12 protein-coding genes and 1 pseudogene are annotated in these 14,896 nt (G+C 63.1%); 7 read left to right on the top strand and 6 right to left on the bottom strand.

The window, feature by feature from the left end; all coding sequences use genetic code 11:
* Nucleotides 1-20 precede the first annotated feature (20 nt).
* The gene (locus tag B5527_RS17520; RefSeq protein WP_079602640.1) at nucleotides 21-410 is read left to right on the top strand and encodes a hypothetical protein; all 390 of its coding nucleotides are present in this window, start codon (nucleotides 21-23) and stop codon (nucleotides 408-410) included.
* 45 nt (nucleotides 411-455) lie between these two features.
* Here the strand turns inward: B5527_RS17520 and B5527_RS17525 are convergent, their stop codons facing one another.
* Entirely contained in the window at nucleotides 456-728 is a 273-nt protein-coding gene (locus tag B5527_RS17525; protein ID WP_079602641.1) for a hypothetical protein, read from the bottom strand.
* A 159-nt stretch (nucleotides 729-887) separates the two neighbouring features.
* On the bottom strand, nucleotides 888-1,874 hold the full coding sequence (locus B5527_RS17530; RefSeq protein WP_245332628.1) for an AraC family transcriptional regulator: 987 nt from the start codon (nucleotides 1,872-1,874) through the stop codon (nucleotides 888-890).
* Nucleotides 1,875-2,026: 152 nt separating this feature from the next.
* On the opposite strand from B5527_RS17530, the gene B5527_RS17535 reads away from it, so the two are divergent.
* The 3 genes from B5527_RS17535 to ipdC all read left to right on the top strand — a co-directional run bounded on the left by B5527_RS17535 (nucleotide 2,027) and on the right by ipdC (nucleotide 4,932).
* Nucleotides 2,027-2,563: a carboxymuconolactone decarboxylase family protein gene (locus tag B5527_RS17535; protein WP_079602643.1), complete on the top strand. Its 537-nt coding sequence runs from the start codon at nucleotides 2,027-2,029 to the stop codon at nucleotides 2,561-2,563.
* Between the two features lie 46 nt (nucleotides 2,564-2,609).
* Nucleotides 2,610-3,116: a YkgB family protein gene (locus tag B5527_RS17540; RefSeq protein ID WP_079602644.1), complete on the top strand. Its 507-nt coding sequence runs from the start codon at nucleotides 2,610-2,612 to the stop codon at nucleotides 3,114-3,116.
* A gap of 178 nt (nucleotides 3,117-3,294) precedes the next feature.
* On the top strand, nucleotides 3,295-4,932 hold the full coding sequence (gene ipdC / locus B5527_RS17545; protein ID WP_079602645.1) for an indolepyruvate/phenylpyruvate decarboxylase: 1,638 nt from the start codon (nucleotides 3,295-3,297) through the stop codon (nucleotides 4,930-4,932).
* Between the two features lie 82 nt (nucleotides 4,933-5,014).
* Here ipdC and B5527_RS17550 read toward each other — a convergent pair whose 3' ends face one another.
* The gene (locus B5527_RS17550; RefSeq protein ID WP_079602646.1) at nucleotides 5,015-5,548 is read right to left on the bottom strand and encodes a CAP domain-containing protein; all 534 of its coding nucleotides are present in this window, start codon (nucleotides 5,546-5,548) and stop codon (nucleotides 5,015-5,017) included.
* A 504-nt stretch (nucleotides 5,549-6,052) separates the two neighbouring features.
* Here B5527_RS17550 and B5527_RS17555 point away from each other — a divergent pair.
* Both B5527_RS17555 and recJ read left to right on the top strand, forming a co-directional pair.
* Nucleotides 6,053-8,209: a molybdopterin-containing oxidoreductase family protein gene (locus B5527_RS17555; RefSeq protein WP_079602647.1), complete on the top strand. Its 2,157-nt coding sequence runs from the start codon at nucleotides 6,053-6,055 to the stop codon at nucleotides 8,207-8,209.
* 988 nt (nucleotides 8,210-9,197) lie between these two features.
* Nucleotides 9,198-11,039 (top strand): single-stranded-DNA-specific exonuclease RecJ, encoded by a 1,842-nt coding sequence (gene recJ / locus B5527_RS17560; protein ID WP_079602648.1) that lies wholly within the window; start codon nucleotides 9,198-9,200, stop codon nucleotides 11,037-11,039.
* A gap of 133 nt (nucleotides 11,040-11,172) precedes the next feature.
* On the opposite strand, the gene B5527_RS17565 is transcribed toward recJ, so the two are convergent.
* Both B5527_RS17565 and B5527_RS17570 read right to left on the bottom strand, forming a co-directional pair.
* Complete coding sequence (locus tag B5527_RS17565; RefSeq protein WP_079602649.1) at nucleotides 11,173-12,408, bottom strand: lytic murein transglycosylase; 1,236 nt, start codon at nucleotides 12,406-12,408, stop codon at nucleotides 11,173-11,175.
* Between the two features lie 52 nt (nucleotides 12,409-12,460).
* Nucleotides 12,461-12,737, bottom strand: a pseudogene (locus B5527_RS17570) (MarR family winged helix-turn-helix transcriptional regulator); the annotation flags it as partial.
* A 13-nt stretch (nucleotides 12,738-12,750) separates the two neighbouring features.
* Between B5527_RS17570 and B5527_RS17575 the strand changes: the two are divergent.
* Entirely contained in the window at nucleotides 12,751-13,230 is a 480-nt protein-coding gene (locus tag B5527_RS17575) for a carboxymuconolactone decarboxylase family protein (RefSeq protein ID WP_079602650.1), read from the top strand.
* A gap of 3 nt (nucleotides 13,231-13,233) precedes the next feature.
* On the opposite strand, the gene B5527_RS17580 is transcribed toward B5527_RS17575, so the two are convergent.
* Entirely contained in the window at nucleotides 13,234-14,883 is a 1,650-nt protein-coding gene (locus B5527_RS17580) for a peptidoglycan DD-metalloendopeptidase family protein (RefSeq protein WP_079602651.1), read from the bottom strand.
* Between the last annotated feature and the right edge of the window lie 13 nt (nucleotides 14,884-14,896).

Genomic DNA, 14,896 nt, shown 5'->3' on the forward strand with positions numbered 1-14,896 from the left:
GAAACGATAAGGAGGCCGACATGTTGCTTCATCTGCCAATCGCAATGATGTTAACGCTTTCACCCATCGCCGTTTCCGATTCCGTGCCACAGTTCGACATTGCGAGAGAATGCCGTTTTGAGGGCGGCTCAGTCGGCACCTTCGACCGCTGCTCGCAAGACGAGGCTGCCGCACTTTCCGAGCTCAAGGGGAAATGGGTAACGTTCGGCAGTGTCGATCAGAAAACCTGCATGGCCACGACGAGGATCGGCGGTTTCGCGAGCTACGTCGACCTGTTGACCTGCCTGGAAATGGCGCGCGGCGTTGTGAGCGCAAACAATAATCCCGAGGAGCCGCGCACGAAGTCCGGATCGGAGCCAACGCGACCGGACGGGACCGGCGTAACCGTCGGCGAAGCACATCGGCATTGAGAGGACGATTCCAGGCGGACGCCGCTGATGCGCCGGCGCGAGGCTTCAGCAGCCGCGGCAGATGGCCAGCTTTCGATCGAGCTCGACGTCGAGAACCTGCTGCTGGCGCTCCCACGCCGACAGGACCTCGTTTTGGGGAACGTCCGCTTTTGTAGGCTGCCGATGGCCGATCGGCGCGAGCCAGGGCAATTGCGAGGTCAGAACGCCGGGGTTGTTTTGATCGCGCGCTGCAGCAGGAGAGAGCAGACCGAACAGGGCAACGCCGGCAACAAGTGCTGCGGCAATACTCCTCGAATGCTTCGTTGTGGAGCTGGACATGGTGACACTCCTTTCGCGGGCTCGGGATGAGCAACTCGCTTCTGGTGTCACCTTGACTGATCGCGCCGAGACGCTGAATGCGGGACGGGATCGAATAAATGCTCGTTCGTCTCATCGACCGCAGGTAACGGAACGGCTTACCTGTCAGTCGTCGCTAGCCTAGGCCTCTATCGGATTCGCGTCGCCCGGGACTGCCAGCCTTGTAAAGACATCCTGGCCGGATGGCTCCTGCATCTTGCGCCATTGGGCCGGCGTGATGCCCATATGGGCCTTGAAGGCGCGCTGGAACGCCGCTTCCGATTGATAGCCCACCGACTCCGCCACGGCGCCGGTGGAAAGAGAAGATCTTCTCAGTTCGTTGGCGGCGAGCGTCATTCGGATGTCGGTCAGCAGATCGCTGGCCGAGCGCCCGAGCTTCTCCCGGAACTGGCGCGCAAGGGTTGCCCGCGACATGTTGCACAGACGCGCAAGGTCGGGCAGCGACCATGCGCGCGCAGGTTCGTTGAACAGAGCGGCTACCGCAGGCGCGAGGCGTGGATGACCAGCCAAAGCAAGGATGCCGCGTGGCGAGTCTTCGGTCTCGCTTGCGAGTCGCAGCACAAGCGCAAACATTGCCGTCGATAGCGCGTTCAGCATCGCGCGGCCTCCGAGATGATCGTCCGCGGACTCACTGCGCATCAGTGAGACGAGCCCCGCGAGTTGCGCGGCCGTTTCCTTCTGTCCAAGGTGAGGGCCGGCATGCTGTCCAAGGTGAGGGCCGGCATGCACCACCAGGCGCCGCGGCAGATAGCTGCGCAGCAGGCGGTCGTGCGGCTGAGTAATTGCGAAGTGTCCGCACAACAGATCGAGCCGCTCGTCCGAACCGAAATTTTCGCTGATCGTGAAGTTGAGGGACGCGCGGTTGCGGGCGGGCAGGGGAGCGACCCCGCTGCCATCGTGCATGACATGCCGTGGGTTACCGGGAAGCAAAAGAATGTCGCCGGCCTTGAGCTGCAAGGGGCGGCCTCCTGCCGGATCTTCCAGTGTCGCGGATCCCGCGAGCACGGCGTGGTACGGGATTTCGTTGGTTTCGCCCGGCCCTTGGTCAATGCGCCAAGGCGTGCCGTAGGAGCAGCGCAGGTCGAGCCGTCCGCGCACCGGCATCATCTCGAACAGCCGGCTAAGCCAGTCCATCGAAATCTCCTAAACGGACCAAAGTGAGACGATGGAGCATATAATCGAGCTCCCTCGACATTCAACGTCTCCGGTCGCGGTCATACTGTCACTCCGCAATCGTTCATCCACGCAGGAGTGTCACCATGTCCCGTCTCTCAGTCCCCAGCCTCGAATCCGACACCGGGCCGTCGGGCCAGGTCTATGCCCAGATCAAGAAGGCGATCGGGAGCGTTCCGAACACCTACGCAGCTATCGCCGCCTACGGCCCCGCCGCCCTCAAGTCGGTCCTCGCCGCCGATGCGGTACTCGCCGCGGGCACGCTGACCAAGCGCGATCAGGAAGTGATCAAGCTCGTCATCAGCGCGGTTTCCGGCTGCGAGTATTGCGTCGCCGCTCACAGCCATCTCGCCAGGCTCGCCGGGGTGAAGCCCGATGTCCTTAAGCAGATCCGCGAAGGCCAGCCCACCGGCGATGCCACGCGCGACGCGCTGGTCGGCTTCGTTCGCAAGCTCCAGCAATCCAGCGGCACCGTAAGCGACGAGGATTTCGCCGCGATCAAGGCTGCGGGCTACAGCGATGCCCAGTTAGTCGAGATCAGCCTGGCCTTCGCGACCACGGTCTTCACCAACGTCTTCAACCGCATCAACGACACCGAGATCGATTTTCCCGCAGTCGCATGAAGCGATCCTGCGCGTACCAGATCTCGAACATGAAAGGATCACGACCATGACCATGCTTTCCAACACCGCTCCGAACCCGGTTGTAAGCGCCCTGCGCCGGTCCGGGATGCTCGCAGAGGATCTCGACTACCATATTGTCCGGGCCTCGATGGTGATCATGTTCTTCTTCTTCGGATACCAGAAGTGGTTTCCGTATGAATTCGAAAGACTGGTCCCCTTCATCAGCAACGGACCGCTGATCTGGTGGCTTTATCCGGTCTTTGGCCACGCTGGCGCCAGCTATTTCCTGGGTGTCTCGGAATGGACCTTCGGATCCCTGCTGCTCGCAGGCTTCTGGGACAAGCGGCTCGGCGTTCTCGGCGCTCTCGGCTCGACCGGCACCTTCATCGCGACGGTCACCATCATTCCGTTCATGCCGGAGGGTTGGGACGTCGCCGCGGGAGGCTTTCCTGCGATGACCGGCAACGTGCCCTTCTTGATGAAGGACGTCGTTCTGCTCGCCGTCTCGTTCTATCTCCTGAGGCAGGACCTGGTTCGCTTGACGCGGCAATAACAAGGTGAGTGCCCCGACGAATGCGACGCAATCACCGGCGAGCAAGAGCCCGCCGGTGATTGTAGTTCGGGCTTCCCTGGACGACGAGTGGCCGCTTCGCGCCGGAAGCGGCCAGCGCTTGCAGGATCACGAAATGAGGGTGATCATGCAGAAACGTCTTTATTCCCGGGACGCTCCTATGGCCACACTTGCCTATGCTTTGCTCACCGCGCTGAAGGACCACGCCGCCCACGAGATTTTCGGCATTCCCGGCGATTTCGTGCTGCCGCTGTTCAAGGTCATCGAAGAAAGCAAGATCCTGCCGAGTTTCACGCTGAGCCATGAGCCGGCAGTCGGTTTCGCAGCGGATGCATCGGTGCGGTATCACGGCGGCCTCGGCGTTGCCGTCGTGACCTATGGCGCCGGGGGCTTCAATATCGTCAATTCGATCGCGGGGGCCTATGCGGAGCGCTCGCCGGTGGTCGTGATCGCGGGCGCGCCTGGCGCGCGCGAGCGAACCAGCGGCTTCCTGCTGCATCACCAGGCGCGCACGGTCGATACGCAGCTTGCCGTCTTCAGGGAAATCACCTGCGATCAGGCGGTGCTGACCGATCCCATGACCGCACCTGTGCAGATCGCGCGGGTGTTGCGTAGCGCCCGCGAGTTGTCACTGCCGGTCTATGTCGAATTTCCTCGCGACATGGTGGCGGCTGAGGTCGAGCCCGTCGTGGCGCTGCCGCCGCGGCATGCGGACGCGGGCGCGCTCGCCGAATGCGCCGACGAGATCCTCAAGCGCATTGAAGCAGCCAGGGCGCCGGTCGCGGTGGTCGACGTCGAAATCCGGCGCTACGACATCGAGGACAAAATCGCTGCCTTGGCGCGCAAAATCAATCTCCCTCTGGTGACCACCTTCATGGGACGCGGACTTCTCGAACATGCTCCCGACGTCGTCGCCGGCACCTATCTCGGCGCAGCCGGAGATCCGGCGGTTACCCGGCTGGTCGAGGATGCCGATCTGGTGCTGATGCTTGGCGTCATCCTGTCTGACACCAATTTCGCCCTCTCCAACCGGGCACCAGATCCACGCCGTACCATTCTGGCTTCGAGCCGCGAGGTGCAGATCGGTTATCATTGCTTCCGCGACATGCCGCTCGCCGACCTGATCGAGGCGTTAGAGGCGCGCGCCAGGCCGAGCGGGACGCGGCCGCATCTGCTGAAGCAGCATTCGGTCTATCCGCACGGCCTGCCGGCCGATGATGCGCCGATCTCGCCGTCAGACGTCGCGACCGCGATCAACGACCTGTTCGATCGCCATGGCAAGATGCCGATGACATCGGACATCGGCGACTGCCTGTTCACCGCTATGGAAATTGACAACACAGCGCTCGCCGCGCCCGGCTACTATGCCGGCATGGGCTTTGGCGTGCCCGCAGGCATCGGTGTCGCGGCCACCGGATTGCGGCCCCTGATCCTGGTGGGCGACGGCGCCTTCCAAATGACCGGCTGGGAACTCGGCAATTGCCGCCGCTACGGGCTCGATCCGATTGTCGTGGTTTTCAACAACAAGAGCTGGGAGATGCTGCGGGTTTTCCAGCCTGAATCGCACTTCAACGATCTCGATGATTGGCATTTTGCCGATATTGCCGCCCCGATCGGCGGCGTGGGCGAACGGGTCACCACGCGCCGTGAACTCGCTGCCGCGCTCGATCGCGCTGTCAAGCGGCGCGGCCAGTTCTCATTGGTTGAGGTGATGTTGCCGCGCGGCGTGACATCGGAGACGCTGGCCCGCTTCGTCACCGGCTTCAAATCCGCCCGCGAGCGCATGGCAAAGGCTTGAGTGGCCGCGACAACAGCGCGGGATGTGCACGACGCTTTCGCGAATTGAGCCAGGCCGGAAGGTGGACTCGAAAAGCCCTGCGTCACAGGCAGATACTCAGAATCTTCAAGCGGCAGGTTTCCCCGGTGCGAGGTTTGGGCTTTGTAACGGCTGGTTGCTTCGTACCGGTCGTCAACTTGGGACGTTCATAGTCCCCTGCAATCTCCATGGCCCAATACATACGCCCTGTTGTCGCGCTTTTCGCGCTGGCTACACCCACTCGCGAGGCGCCGTGCAGGAGAAGGTTTCTTCGGTGCCCCGCTGAATCAATCCACTGGCTAAGTGTCTTTGGGAAGCTGTCGTAGCCATAGGCGATGTTCTCTGCGGCTCGGCCCGCGCCGGCGGAATTGACCCGCGAGATGAAGCCGCCGAGCACATCGTGGTCGAGCTTGTCCTTTGCCGCCATCGCCTCGGCTTGCTCGTGCGCAATACGCGTGAGCGTCGAATCCACGACCACGCGCCCCTCCCCATGCTGAACGCGATAGCTCGAGATCATGTCAGCGGGGGATTCCGCTTGGGCGAACGTAGGACAGCAGCAAATGGCAAGTGAGAAGTAGAGAAAAAATAACGGCTTCATTGCTCCGATTTCCCATCCCAAAAGCGCTTAGCAAATCTTGCATGCCAGGCAGCTCTTTTCCATTTTCCACGCGCGATACGGATCCAGGACGCGGCTGCCGAGGCGTACCAGCTTGCCGTGCCGGAAATGAACACAGCGTTTCGGGCTAAGATGTGAAGGCCCAAAAGACAACGAGAACGCGCACGGTTGCCGTCGGGACCATTTCCATGAAATCTAACAGGTGATGACATTCCCTGTCCATGAAGCCATTGCGGCTTCGGCTGCTCCGGCGAGGCAGCGGAACCCGGCGGCTGCCTTCGCTGTCCGCACATCTGATCCGGCAGGATTCCTGCCATAACCGCCCGGGCCCGGCACTTGCCCAGTACGGCGCGAAGTGGAATCCTGGTTGGGTCAGCGCTGGATCGAACGGTCAACAGCAAGCTGGGGCGCAACTATGTAATTTACCGCTGCGTCATGAGCTGATGGCGAAGCGTAGAACGGCATACACAGACCTGGGAGGAGAAGATGGCGAGCGCTTCCGAGCGGACCGTTGTTCGCGCAGCATGCCCACATGATTGCCCAGACACCTGCGCGATGCTGGTGACGGTGGAAGATGGCCGCGCGGTCGCGGTACGTGGCGACCCCGAGCACCCCTTCACCCGCGGAGGGCTGTGCGTAAAAGTCAACAACTACGAAAAGCGGGTCTACAGCCCGGATAGAGTGCTCCACCCGCTCAAGCGCTCCGGACCGAAAGGGACCGGACAGTTCGAGCGCTTCAGCTGGGACGAAGCCGTCGAAATGATCCGCGACCGCTGGACCGGGATCATCGGCAAGTATGGGCCAACCGCTATCCTGCCCTATAGCTATTTAGGGACCGAGGGCATCCTTAACGGGCTGAATGTGGGTGACGCCTTCTTTAACAGGCTTGGCGCCACCATCAGCGAGCGGACCTTCTGTGATTCAGGCTCCTGCACAGCCTATTTCATGACGATAGGTCCGTCTCCCGGCATGGACCCAGAGAGCTTCAAGCATTCGAAATACATCATTCTATGGGCGTGCAATACGATCAGCACCAATTTGCACCACTGGCCGTTTATCGCAGAGGCGAAGAGCAAGGGCGCAAAGCTGGTCGTGATCGATCCTGTCAAAACGCGGACAGCCCGCGAAGCCGACTGGCACATTCCTATCCGGCCAGGCACCGACGCGGCGCTCGCGATGGCTATGATGAACGTTATCATCAGCGAGGATTTGATCGATCGCGAGTACGTGGAGAACTATACGGAGGGGTTCGAGGAGCTTCGGGAACGCGTCCAAGCCTACTCGCCCGAGCGGGTCGCGGATATCACCGGCATTTCGCCACAGGACATCAGAACCCTGGCTCGGGAATACGCGACCACTCAGCCGAGCGTCATCCGTATCGGCGTCGCGATCGAACGCCACGCAGGCGGCGGCCAAACGGTGCGCGCTGCTGCGTGTCTTCCGGCGCTCGTGGGTGCGTGGCGCCGGGTTGGCGGCGGCATCTTGCAGCTGCCAATTTGGGCCTTCCCGGTCAAATGGGAAACGCTGATGCGGCCGGATTGGATCAAGCCCGGAACGCGCGTGCTGAATCAGTGGCGCCTCGGCCCGGCGCTCCTGGACGAAGACCAGCTCGATCCGCCCATTAAATCCTCGTTCGTCTACAACTCCAATCCTGCGGTTGTTGTCCCGGAGCAGGACAAGGTTATCCGAGGCCTCGAGCGCGAGGATCTTTTTACCGTGGTGAGCGAGCAATTCCTCACTGACACGGCCCGGTACGCAGACATCGTTCTCCCTGCTACCACGCAGCTGGAGCAGTTCGACATCATGTTCTCCTGGGGGCATCTGTATCTGTCGCTGAATCAAAAGGCGATCGAGCCACTCGGCGAGGCGGTCCCCAACACGGAGCTGTTCCGGCGACTTGCCCGCACCATGGGCTTCGATGACCGGCAATGGCAACGCAGGGACGAAGAGATCGCGTTGGACGCTCTGGATTGGGCGAGTCCGGCTCTTCAGGGGATAACAATGGATCTTCTGAAGGAGAAAGGATGGGCGCGTCTCAACGTTGGAACACCCGACACGTACGTACCGCATGCCGCGGGCAACTTCCTCACCCCATCGGGCAAGTGCGAGTTCAAGGCGTCGATGGCCGCGAACGGCAACTTTGTCCTCCCGTTGTTCCGCCAGGGCTCGAACGAGTTTCAGGCGGGCGAGCCGGTCGACGCATTACCAACCTATATTCCACCGCGAGAGTCGCCGGCGACCAACGCGCGGTTGGCGGCGAAATACCCCCTCAACGTGATCTCGCCGAAGAGTCACGCTTTCCTCAATTCCTGCTATGGCAATCTGCCGGCTCAACTGCATCACGCGGGCGAGCAGGTCGTGCTTGTCAATCCAAGAGATGCAATCGCACGCAACATCGGCGAGGGAAGCGCGGTACGGATCTTTAACGATCGCGGCAGCTTCGAAGCAATTGCGAAGGTGAGCGCTGAGGTCATGCAAGGGCTTGTTGTCGCACCCTTGGGATATTGGCGCGATCTGAGCCGAGCGAAAGCTACGGTGAACGCTCTCAGTCCCAGCGCCTATGCGGATCTCGGAAGGGCTCCGACATTCTCGGACACGCTGGTCCAGGTAACGATCGCCCAGCCAGCAGCCGCGGCCGAGTAACGCCAGACCGCCGCAACTGCTCCCAGTGCTGCCGCGCGGCTCAACTGATTTGCCCGACGGGCGTGCTTGCCGATTTCGTGTCCAGCCCTTTTTGAAAAAATATTCTGGTTTTCCGAAATCCCAAATCACTTTATATCCTCCGCCGTCCCGTCCCACTCAGAGGGGCGGCTCGCGACGTCACGGACGCGGGGCGGGATGCGGTGGACGCGGCGGCGCGCTTGACGGGCGTTGCTTGCAGCGGACGGCGAAGACGTGTGGTCCTGACACCCCGACGCTGGTGTCAAGTTTGCGGATTACTCCGCGTAACGACGGTGGCAAGAAAGCCGATCACCGGGGAGAGCACGGTATAAGCCGTAAACCATTGCGTGCGGGAATGCCGGGTGTTTCCGATGGCTCGCTGTGAATACTCGTGTGCATACTCACTACCAATAGCGCACACGAGGCTGCGGGTGCATCGGGCGCCCGGCATTCCCCACGCCCTCTGTTTTCAGGGCGGATGTTTTTGGCAAACCTCGGACGCATCGCGCCGCGAGATCGCGGGCGCGTATCTGTATTTGCCGTCATTGCGAGGAGCGAAGCGACGAAGCAATCCATTCTTTCTTTCTGCTCTATGGATTGCTTCGCTGCGCTCGCAATGACGTGGGGCATCGATTACCTCGCCCAACCGTCATCGCCCGCCACCGGGTCTCGCCTTCGGCGAGCCCGATGACAGGCTCCGGCGGGCGATCCAGTATTCCGAGACGCCAGTGATGGAATCGAGAAGCCACGGCGTACTGGATACTCCGCTTTCGCGGAGTATGACGACCGGTTATGAAGCGGTGCGAGCGCGCAGCGTCCTCACCTGTCACCACCCGCCGCCGGGTCGGCGCGACGCGGCCCGCATGGGCGGGGTATGACGGTTCTTTCATGGGAATGACGGGTATAAGTTGGGACCGGCGCCCACGAATCATTGAACCCGTGACGATCTGGCTTAACTCTCGAAAGCATCATGACGCTTCCCGCATCCGCACTGCCCGTTGAATCGCCGCCGGCGTTTCTCGGCGTCGTGCAGTCCGCTACCGGAAAATTGTGGCGCGACCGGCTCGATGCGCGCGGGGCCGCGCGGGCGCTCGCGATCGCGCAGCGCCATCAATTGCCGGAGATGCTGGCGCGGGTGCTGGCGGGGCGCGATATCGGGCTCGACGCGGTCGAGGATTTTCTCGATCCAACCATTCGCAAATTGCTGCCCGATCCCTACACCGTGACGCAGATGGAAGCGGCAGCCAAACGCATCGCGGACGCAGCCACCCGAGGTGAAAAGGTAGCGATCTTCGGCGACTATGACGTCGACGGCGCCACCTCGGCGGCGCTGCTGGCATGGCACCTGCGCCATTGCGGGCTCGATCCCTTGATTCATATTCCCGACCGGATCTTCGAAGGCTACGGCCCCAACACCGATGCCATCCGCATGCTGGCGGGCAAGGGCGCCACGCTGTTGGTGACGGTGGATTGCGGCACCACCAGTCTGGAGCCTTTGGCCGAAGCGCGGCAGCTCGGGATGTCGGTCGTCGTCATTGATCATCATCAATGCGGCGACCAACTGCCCATCGTGGACGCGCTGGTGAATCCGAACCGGCCCGACGATCTCTCCGGCCTCGGCCATCTCGCCGCGGTCGGTCTGGTGCTGGTCACGCTGGTCGCCGTCAACAGGGAATTGCGCAGCCGTGGATTCTGGACCAGCGAAATGCCGGAGCCGGATCTGTTGAGCATGCTGCATCATGTGGCACTCGGCACTGTCGCCGATGTCGCGCCGCTGATCGGGCTCAATCGCGCTTTTGTCGCCAAGGGCCTGATCGCGATGCGGCGCCGCGACCATGTCGGCCATACCGCGCTGATGGATGTGTCGCGGCTGAACGGGCCGCCCGAGGCCTGGCATCTCGGCTTCATGCTGGGACCGCGCATCAACGCCGGCGGCCGGATCGGGCGCGCCGATTTGGGGGTGCGGCTGTTGCTGGAAGGCGACGTCTCCGAGGCCGCGCGGATCGCCACCGAACTTGACCGCCTGAATACCGAGCGCCGCGTCATCGAGCAGATGGCGGAAGCACAGGCGGAAGCCGAGGCGCTGGCTTCCGTCGGGCTCGAAGACAAGGGGGCGGTGATCGTCACGGCGTCGGAAGGCTGGCATCCCGGCGTGGTCGGCCTGGTCGCCTCGCGGCTGAAGGAAAAATTCTCGCGGCCGGCCTTTGCCATTGCGCTGGAGCCGGGCGGCATCGGCACCGGTTCGGGCCGCTCGATCGGCGGAGTCGATCTCGGCAAGGCGGTGCGTCAGGCCGTATCGGAAGGTCTTTTGATCAAGGGCGGCGGTCACGCCATGGCCGCGGGCGTGACGCTGCGTAAGGAAAGGCTGGCGGAATTCCGCGCCTATATGGAAAGCGCGCTCGCCCACGACGTGGCGCAATCGCGCCATGCCAACGAGCTCTTCATCGACGGTGCGGTCAGCGCGCGCGCAGTGACGCCGGAACTGGTTACAACGCTCAACCGCGCAGGTCCGTTCGGCAGCGGCAATCCGGAGCCGGTGGTGGCACTGCCCTCGCATCAGCTGGTGTATGCCGACGAAGTGGGTCAGGCGCATTTGCGCGTGCGGTTCAAGTCCGGCGACGGTTCGATCGTGAACGGCATGGCGTTTCGTTCGGTCGGCCAGAAGCTCGGCAACGCCTTGCTCCAGCATCGCGGCCAGCCCTTGCACGTGGCCGGATCGCTCGCGGTCGATCGCTGGCAGGGCACCGAGCGCGTGCAGCTGCGGGTACTCGACATCGCCGTGCCGGATCTGGGGCCGGCGGTGATCAGGTGAACGACTCGAGAGCTCGGGCTCCGGGTGAGGGGGCACAGTGCTCAAATCAGACTCAGTGTCCGTGGAAAAAGCCCCTCACCCCAGCCCTCTCCCCGCAAGAGCGGGGCGAGGGAGCACACTGTGCGACGTGCGGTCACGATCCCTGCCTCAGCCGCGCCAGTACCTTCAGCCCGCCATAGCCGTCGGCGGGCAGCAGGCCCATCTTGTTCTGGTAATCCTGGATCGCCTGCATGGTGTCATTGCCGACGCGGCCATCGGTGCCGCCGGTGTCGAAACCTGCCTTGGTGAGACGGACCTGCATTTCCTGCACTTCGGCGAGCGTCAGCGCGCGCTCGGAGCCGGGGAACGGCTGCAGGAACGGCGGCTCGCCGAGGATGCGGTCGCCGAGATGGCAGATCGCCAGCGCGTAGTTCATCGAGGGGTTGTAGCTGCGCACCGAATAAAAGTTCGGCCCGAGCAGGAACGCCGGGCCGCCGGGCACCGGCACCCACATCTGCGCGGATGCGCCCGGTTGCGGGAATGGCTTGCCGTCGGCGCGCGCGACGCCGGCACTGGTCCACGCGGCATAGGTTCGATTGTGGCCCGAGGACGCGCCGGGCGCACGGACCTCAAAACCCCAATGTTCGCCGCGATGATATTTGCCGCGATCGACCAGATAGCGCGCGGTGGAACCGAGCGCGTCGTCGGGTTTGCCGAACGGCGACACCCGGCCGTCATGGTCGTAGTCGATACCGACATTGAGCCAGACTTCCGGCATCCACTGGGTATGTCCCATCGCGCCGGCCCACGATCCCCGCATCTCCTCAGGATTGCTCCAGCCGCGATCGACGATTTTCAGCGCGTTGATCAGCTCGGATTCCCAATAGGCGCGGCGACGCGGCGCGCGCCAGGCGAGTGCTGCCAGCGAGGGAAATACCGGCCGCATGTGGTTCCGCTGCACCTGCGGATCGCCGTACGCGGATTCGACGCCCCACAGCGCCAGCAGGGTGCCGCGCTCGACGCCGAAATCATGTTCGATCCGCGCAAACAGCGCCTCGTGTTTCCGCAGGGCTTCCTTGCCGGCGATGATGCGCCAGTCAGAGACGCGGCGATTGATATATTGCCAGGTCTCCTCCTTGAATTCGGGCTGGTCCTGCATCTGCTTGAACACGGACATGTCCGGTTCGACGTGGCCCATCACCCGGGCCCAGGTCGCCTCCGATATCCCCTTGGCCAGGGCATGCGCGCGAAATCCGTCGCGCCATTGTTCGAAGCCGGGCGGCGCGGCGGCCAACGCCGCGAAGGGGTGCGCGAGCAGGGCGCCGGCACCGAGGCCGGATCGCATCAGTGCGCGGCGCGTCAGGTTTGTGCGAGAATCAAATTGTTTCATCTGGGCAGTCTAGCGGCGATGAAAGGGCCGCGGCAAAGCTGTACCGGCGGAACTAGCCATCCTGCTGCAGATCTGCGGCAATTTTGGACAGCCAGCGCCGGATCGCGAGCTGGGTCCTGGCGCCGAGCCCGGTCAGTAGCCGCCGCTCCAGCGCCATGGCGCGACGCCGACACTTTCCGAGCAAGGTTCCACCACGACCGGTCAGCGTCCACTGCAGCACCCGGCCATGCACCGGATGGGCGGTTTTCCGGATCGCGCCGTCGCGCTCGAGGTTGCGGATGATGACGCCGGGCCAGATCGGCGCCGGACAGGCCGGGATAGGCTTTCATAGGGTGGACGAAAATGTCGCATGCTCGCAGCGAGTGCGAAGATTTCCAGGCGCTGGCGCCCGATGCGTATGAAATTGTCGCCGCACTCGGCCGGGCCGCCGCCAAGGCCGGCATCGACAAGTCATTGCTCGAGCTGATCAAGCTGCGCGCGTCGCAAATCAATGGCTGCGCCTTCTGCGTGCAGTTTCACATCCTGCAGGCCAAACGTCTCGGCATCTCGGCCGACAAACTCAATCTCGTCGTGGTCTGGCGCGAGGCGCCGCTGTTTTCCGCGCGCGAGCGCGCGGCTTTGGCATGGACCGAGGCGCTGACGCTGGTGACCGGCGGCGTAAGTGACGAAGTCTATGCGCTGGCATGCGCTGAATTTTCCGAGCAGGAGCTGGCCTATCTCAGTTCCGCGATCGCTTCGATCAATGTCTGGAACCGGCTGGGCGTCGCCTATCGCTGGACCCCGCCGGCGCGGCAGGCGGCGGTTCATGCGGCGGGGTCATGAGGATCAGTTCTCGCTGCCTTCCTGCGCATCGGGATGGATCACATCCTCAGGCAGTGCATGCGCTACGGCAGACGAGGACGCAGGTTCGGGTCCGATCTCGCGCCCGCGTCCGCCGATCAAGCGCTCATAGGCCGAGATCAAGGTGACGTAGGGATTGACCCAGAGCCAGCCGTCGCGCGTGAACACCTGCACGTCGAAATGCAAATGGCGGGTGGTGCCGTTGGGATGGTCCAGGTAATTGGAGACCACGCCGATTTTTTCGCCTTCCTCGACCTGTCGTCCGTTCAGAAGGCCGTCGGCATCCATGGCAGCCGGATTCATGTGCATGTAGCGAAAGCGGATGTGCTCGGTGCGGCTGTTGATCTGCAGCGTTGCCGCCTGCTGTTTGGGCGAGCGAATCAGCACGCCATCGCGGACAGCGACCACCGCCCGCTGGCGGGGGTCGCAGTGCTCGGAACCTTCGTCAAGCGCCGGACACGGCGCCGGCCGGATATCCTGCCCCTGATGGCCAAAACCACTGGCGCACTGGCCCACACCAAAACTGCGGGCTTCGCAGAAATTGTCCTGCCAGGGATAGCTGGTACGTCCGCCAGCGAGATCATCGAGCGGTTTGTCGCCCGACCGGCGTTTTCCGAACGACTGCGAATGCGCGAAAGCCGGCGCATTTTCCAGCGGAAACCGAATCTGCGAATAGGCGGTGAAATCGGCGTGGCCGCCCTGTTTGCGAAAGCCGCTGTCGGCAATGATATCGCCACTGGGGCGATAGGTGAAATCGGGCGACGGCTCAACCGGGCGCCCGGCGATGTCGGACGGAAGATCGGTTCGCGGCCGCGAGGGCAGGCCGCCGACAACATGCAGCGCTTTCAGGAAACGTTCGGCAACCGGGTAGGCCTCGCGGCATGCAAGCCGCCGCTCGCGGGGGGCGCTGTCCAGACACTGGATCGACACCACGTAGGGAACACCGAAGCGCGTGAAGGCATAACGCACATACCCTTCCCGGATAAAGCGGCGCAGGTCGGGGAATTGTGTCGCCAGCGCCTTGACCGGCTCGCCCTTGCCGCCCAGGGGATCGCTAATGTCGTAGGTCAGGATCGAGCCGGTGATCTGCACTTCGACGGGTCTGGCAAAGGTCCGTGCCAGCAGGCCGTCGCCGGCGCCGGGTTCGAGTGAAAATATCGCGTCGTATCCGGCCGGGCCGGCGTCAAACAGGTCGGCGGGACGAAAATCGGCCTGATACCGCGACAGCGAAAGACTGGCCGGTGCGCCGTTCAGCCTTGCGTCAAGAAACGCCGCGGTGTCGAACGGCAGCAGCACCGGTACCGGACTGCGTCCGATCCCGGTGAAGATCTGCGAGGTCACGCCGTTGAGTTGCACCAGCGCGGGCCTCGAACGCGGGTCGAACGCAGCGAGCCGGCGTTGGCCCGAAAACGTGAAGTCGGGCGCGACAGCCGGCTTGGCGTTGATCTCGGATCGGAGCTGATCGAGAACGGCATGCCACTCGACGCGGACCGCCGAAATCGGCGGGGTTCTGAATTCGTCGGCGCGCAGCAGACCGTTGCCGGCAACGAGCGCGAGCAGGGATGTCAGGGTGTGCGTAACCAGCCGGAGCCAAAAACGGCAGACAGCCCTTCCTCTCACCGACTCTCGTAGCATGCCCGATGATTGC

The sequence above is a fragment of the Bradyrhizobium erythrophlei genome, assembly GCF_900129425.1.
Lineage (GTDB): Bacteria > Pseudomonadota > Alphaproteobacteria > Rhizobiales > Xanthobacteraceae > Bradyrhizobium > Bradyrhizobium erythrophlei_C.

What these genes read in the sequence shown, in the direction of transcription:
- B5527_RS17520 (WP_079602640.1), top strand. Translation starts at nt 21, where the DNA reads ATGTTGCTTCATCTGCCAATCGCAATGATGTTAACGCTTTCACCCATC.
- B5527_RS17525 (WP_079602641.1), bottom strand. Translation starts at nt 728, where the DNA reads ATGTCCAGCTCCACAACGAAGCATTCGAGGAGTATTGCCGCAGCACTT.
- B5527_RS17530 (WP_245332628.1), bottom strand. Translation starts at nt 1,874, where the DNA reads ATGATGCCGGTGCGCGGACGGCTCGACCTGCGCTGCTCCTACGGCACG.
- B5527_RS17535 (WP_079602643.1), top strand. Translation starts at nt 2,027, where the DNA reads ATGTCCCGTCTCTCAGTCCCCAGCCTCGAATCCGACACCGGGCCGTCG.
- B5527_RS17540 (WP_079602644.1), top strand. Translation starts at nt 2,610, where the DNA reads ATGACCATGCTTTCCAACACCGCTCCGAACCCGGTTGTAAGCGCCCTG.
- ipdC (WP_079602645.1), top strand. Translation starts at nt 3,295, where the DNA reads ATGGCCACACTTGCCTATGCTTTGCTCACCGCGCTGAAGGACCACGCC.
- B5527_RS17550 (WP_079602646.1), bottom strand. Translation starts at nt 5,548, where the DNA reads ATGAAGCCGTTATTTTTTCTCTACTTCTCACTTGCCATTTGCTGCTGT.
- B5527_RS17555 (WP_079602647.1), top strand. Translation starts at nt 6,053, where the DNA reads ATGGCGAGCGCTTCCGAGCGGACCGTTGTTCGCGCAGCATGCCCACAT.
- recJ (WP_079602648.1), top strand. Translation starts at nt 9,198, where the DNA reads ATGACGCTTCCCGCATCCGCACTGCCCGTTGAATCGCCGCCGGCGTTT.
- B5527_RS17565 (WP_079602649.1), bottom strand. Translation starts at nt 12,408, where the DNA reads ATGAAACAATTTGATTCTCGCACAAACCTGACGCGCCGCGCACTGATG.
- B5527_RS17575 (WP_079602650.1), top strand. Translation starts at nt 12,751, where the DNA reads ATGTCGCATGCTCGCAGCGAGTGCGAAGATTTCCAGGCGCTGGCGCCC.
- B5527_RS17580 (WP_079602651.1), bottom strand. Translation starts at nt 14,883, where the DNA reads ATGCTACGAGAGTCGGTGAGAGGAAGGGCTGTCTGCCGTTTTTGGCTC.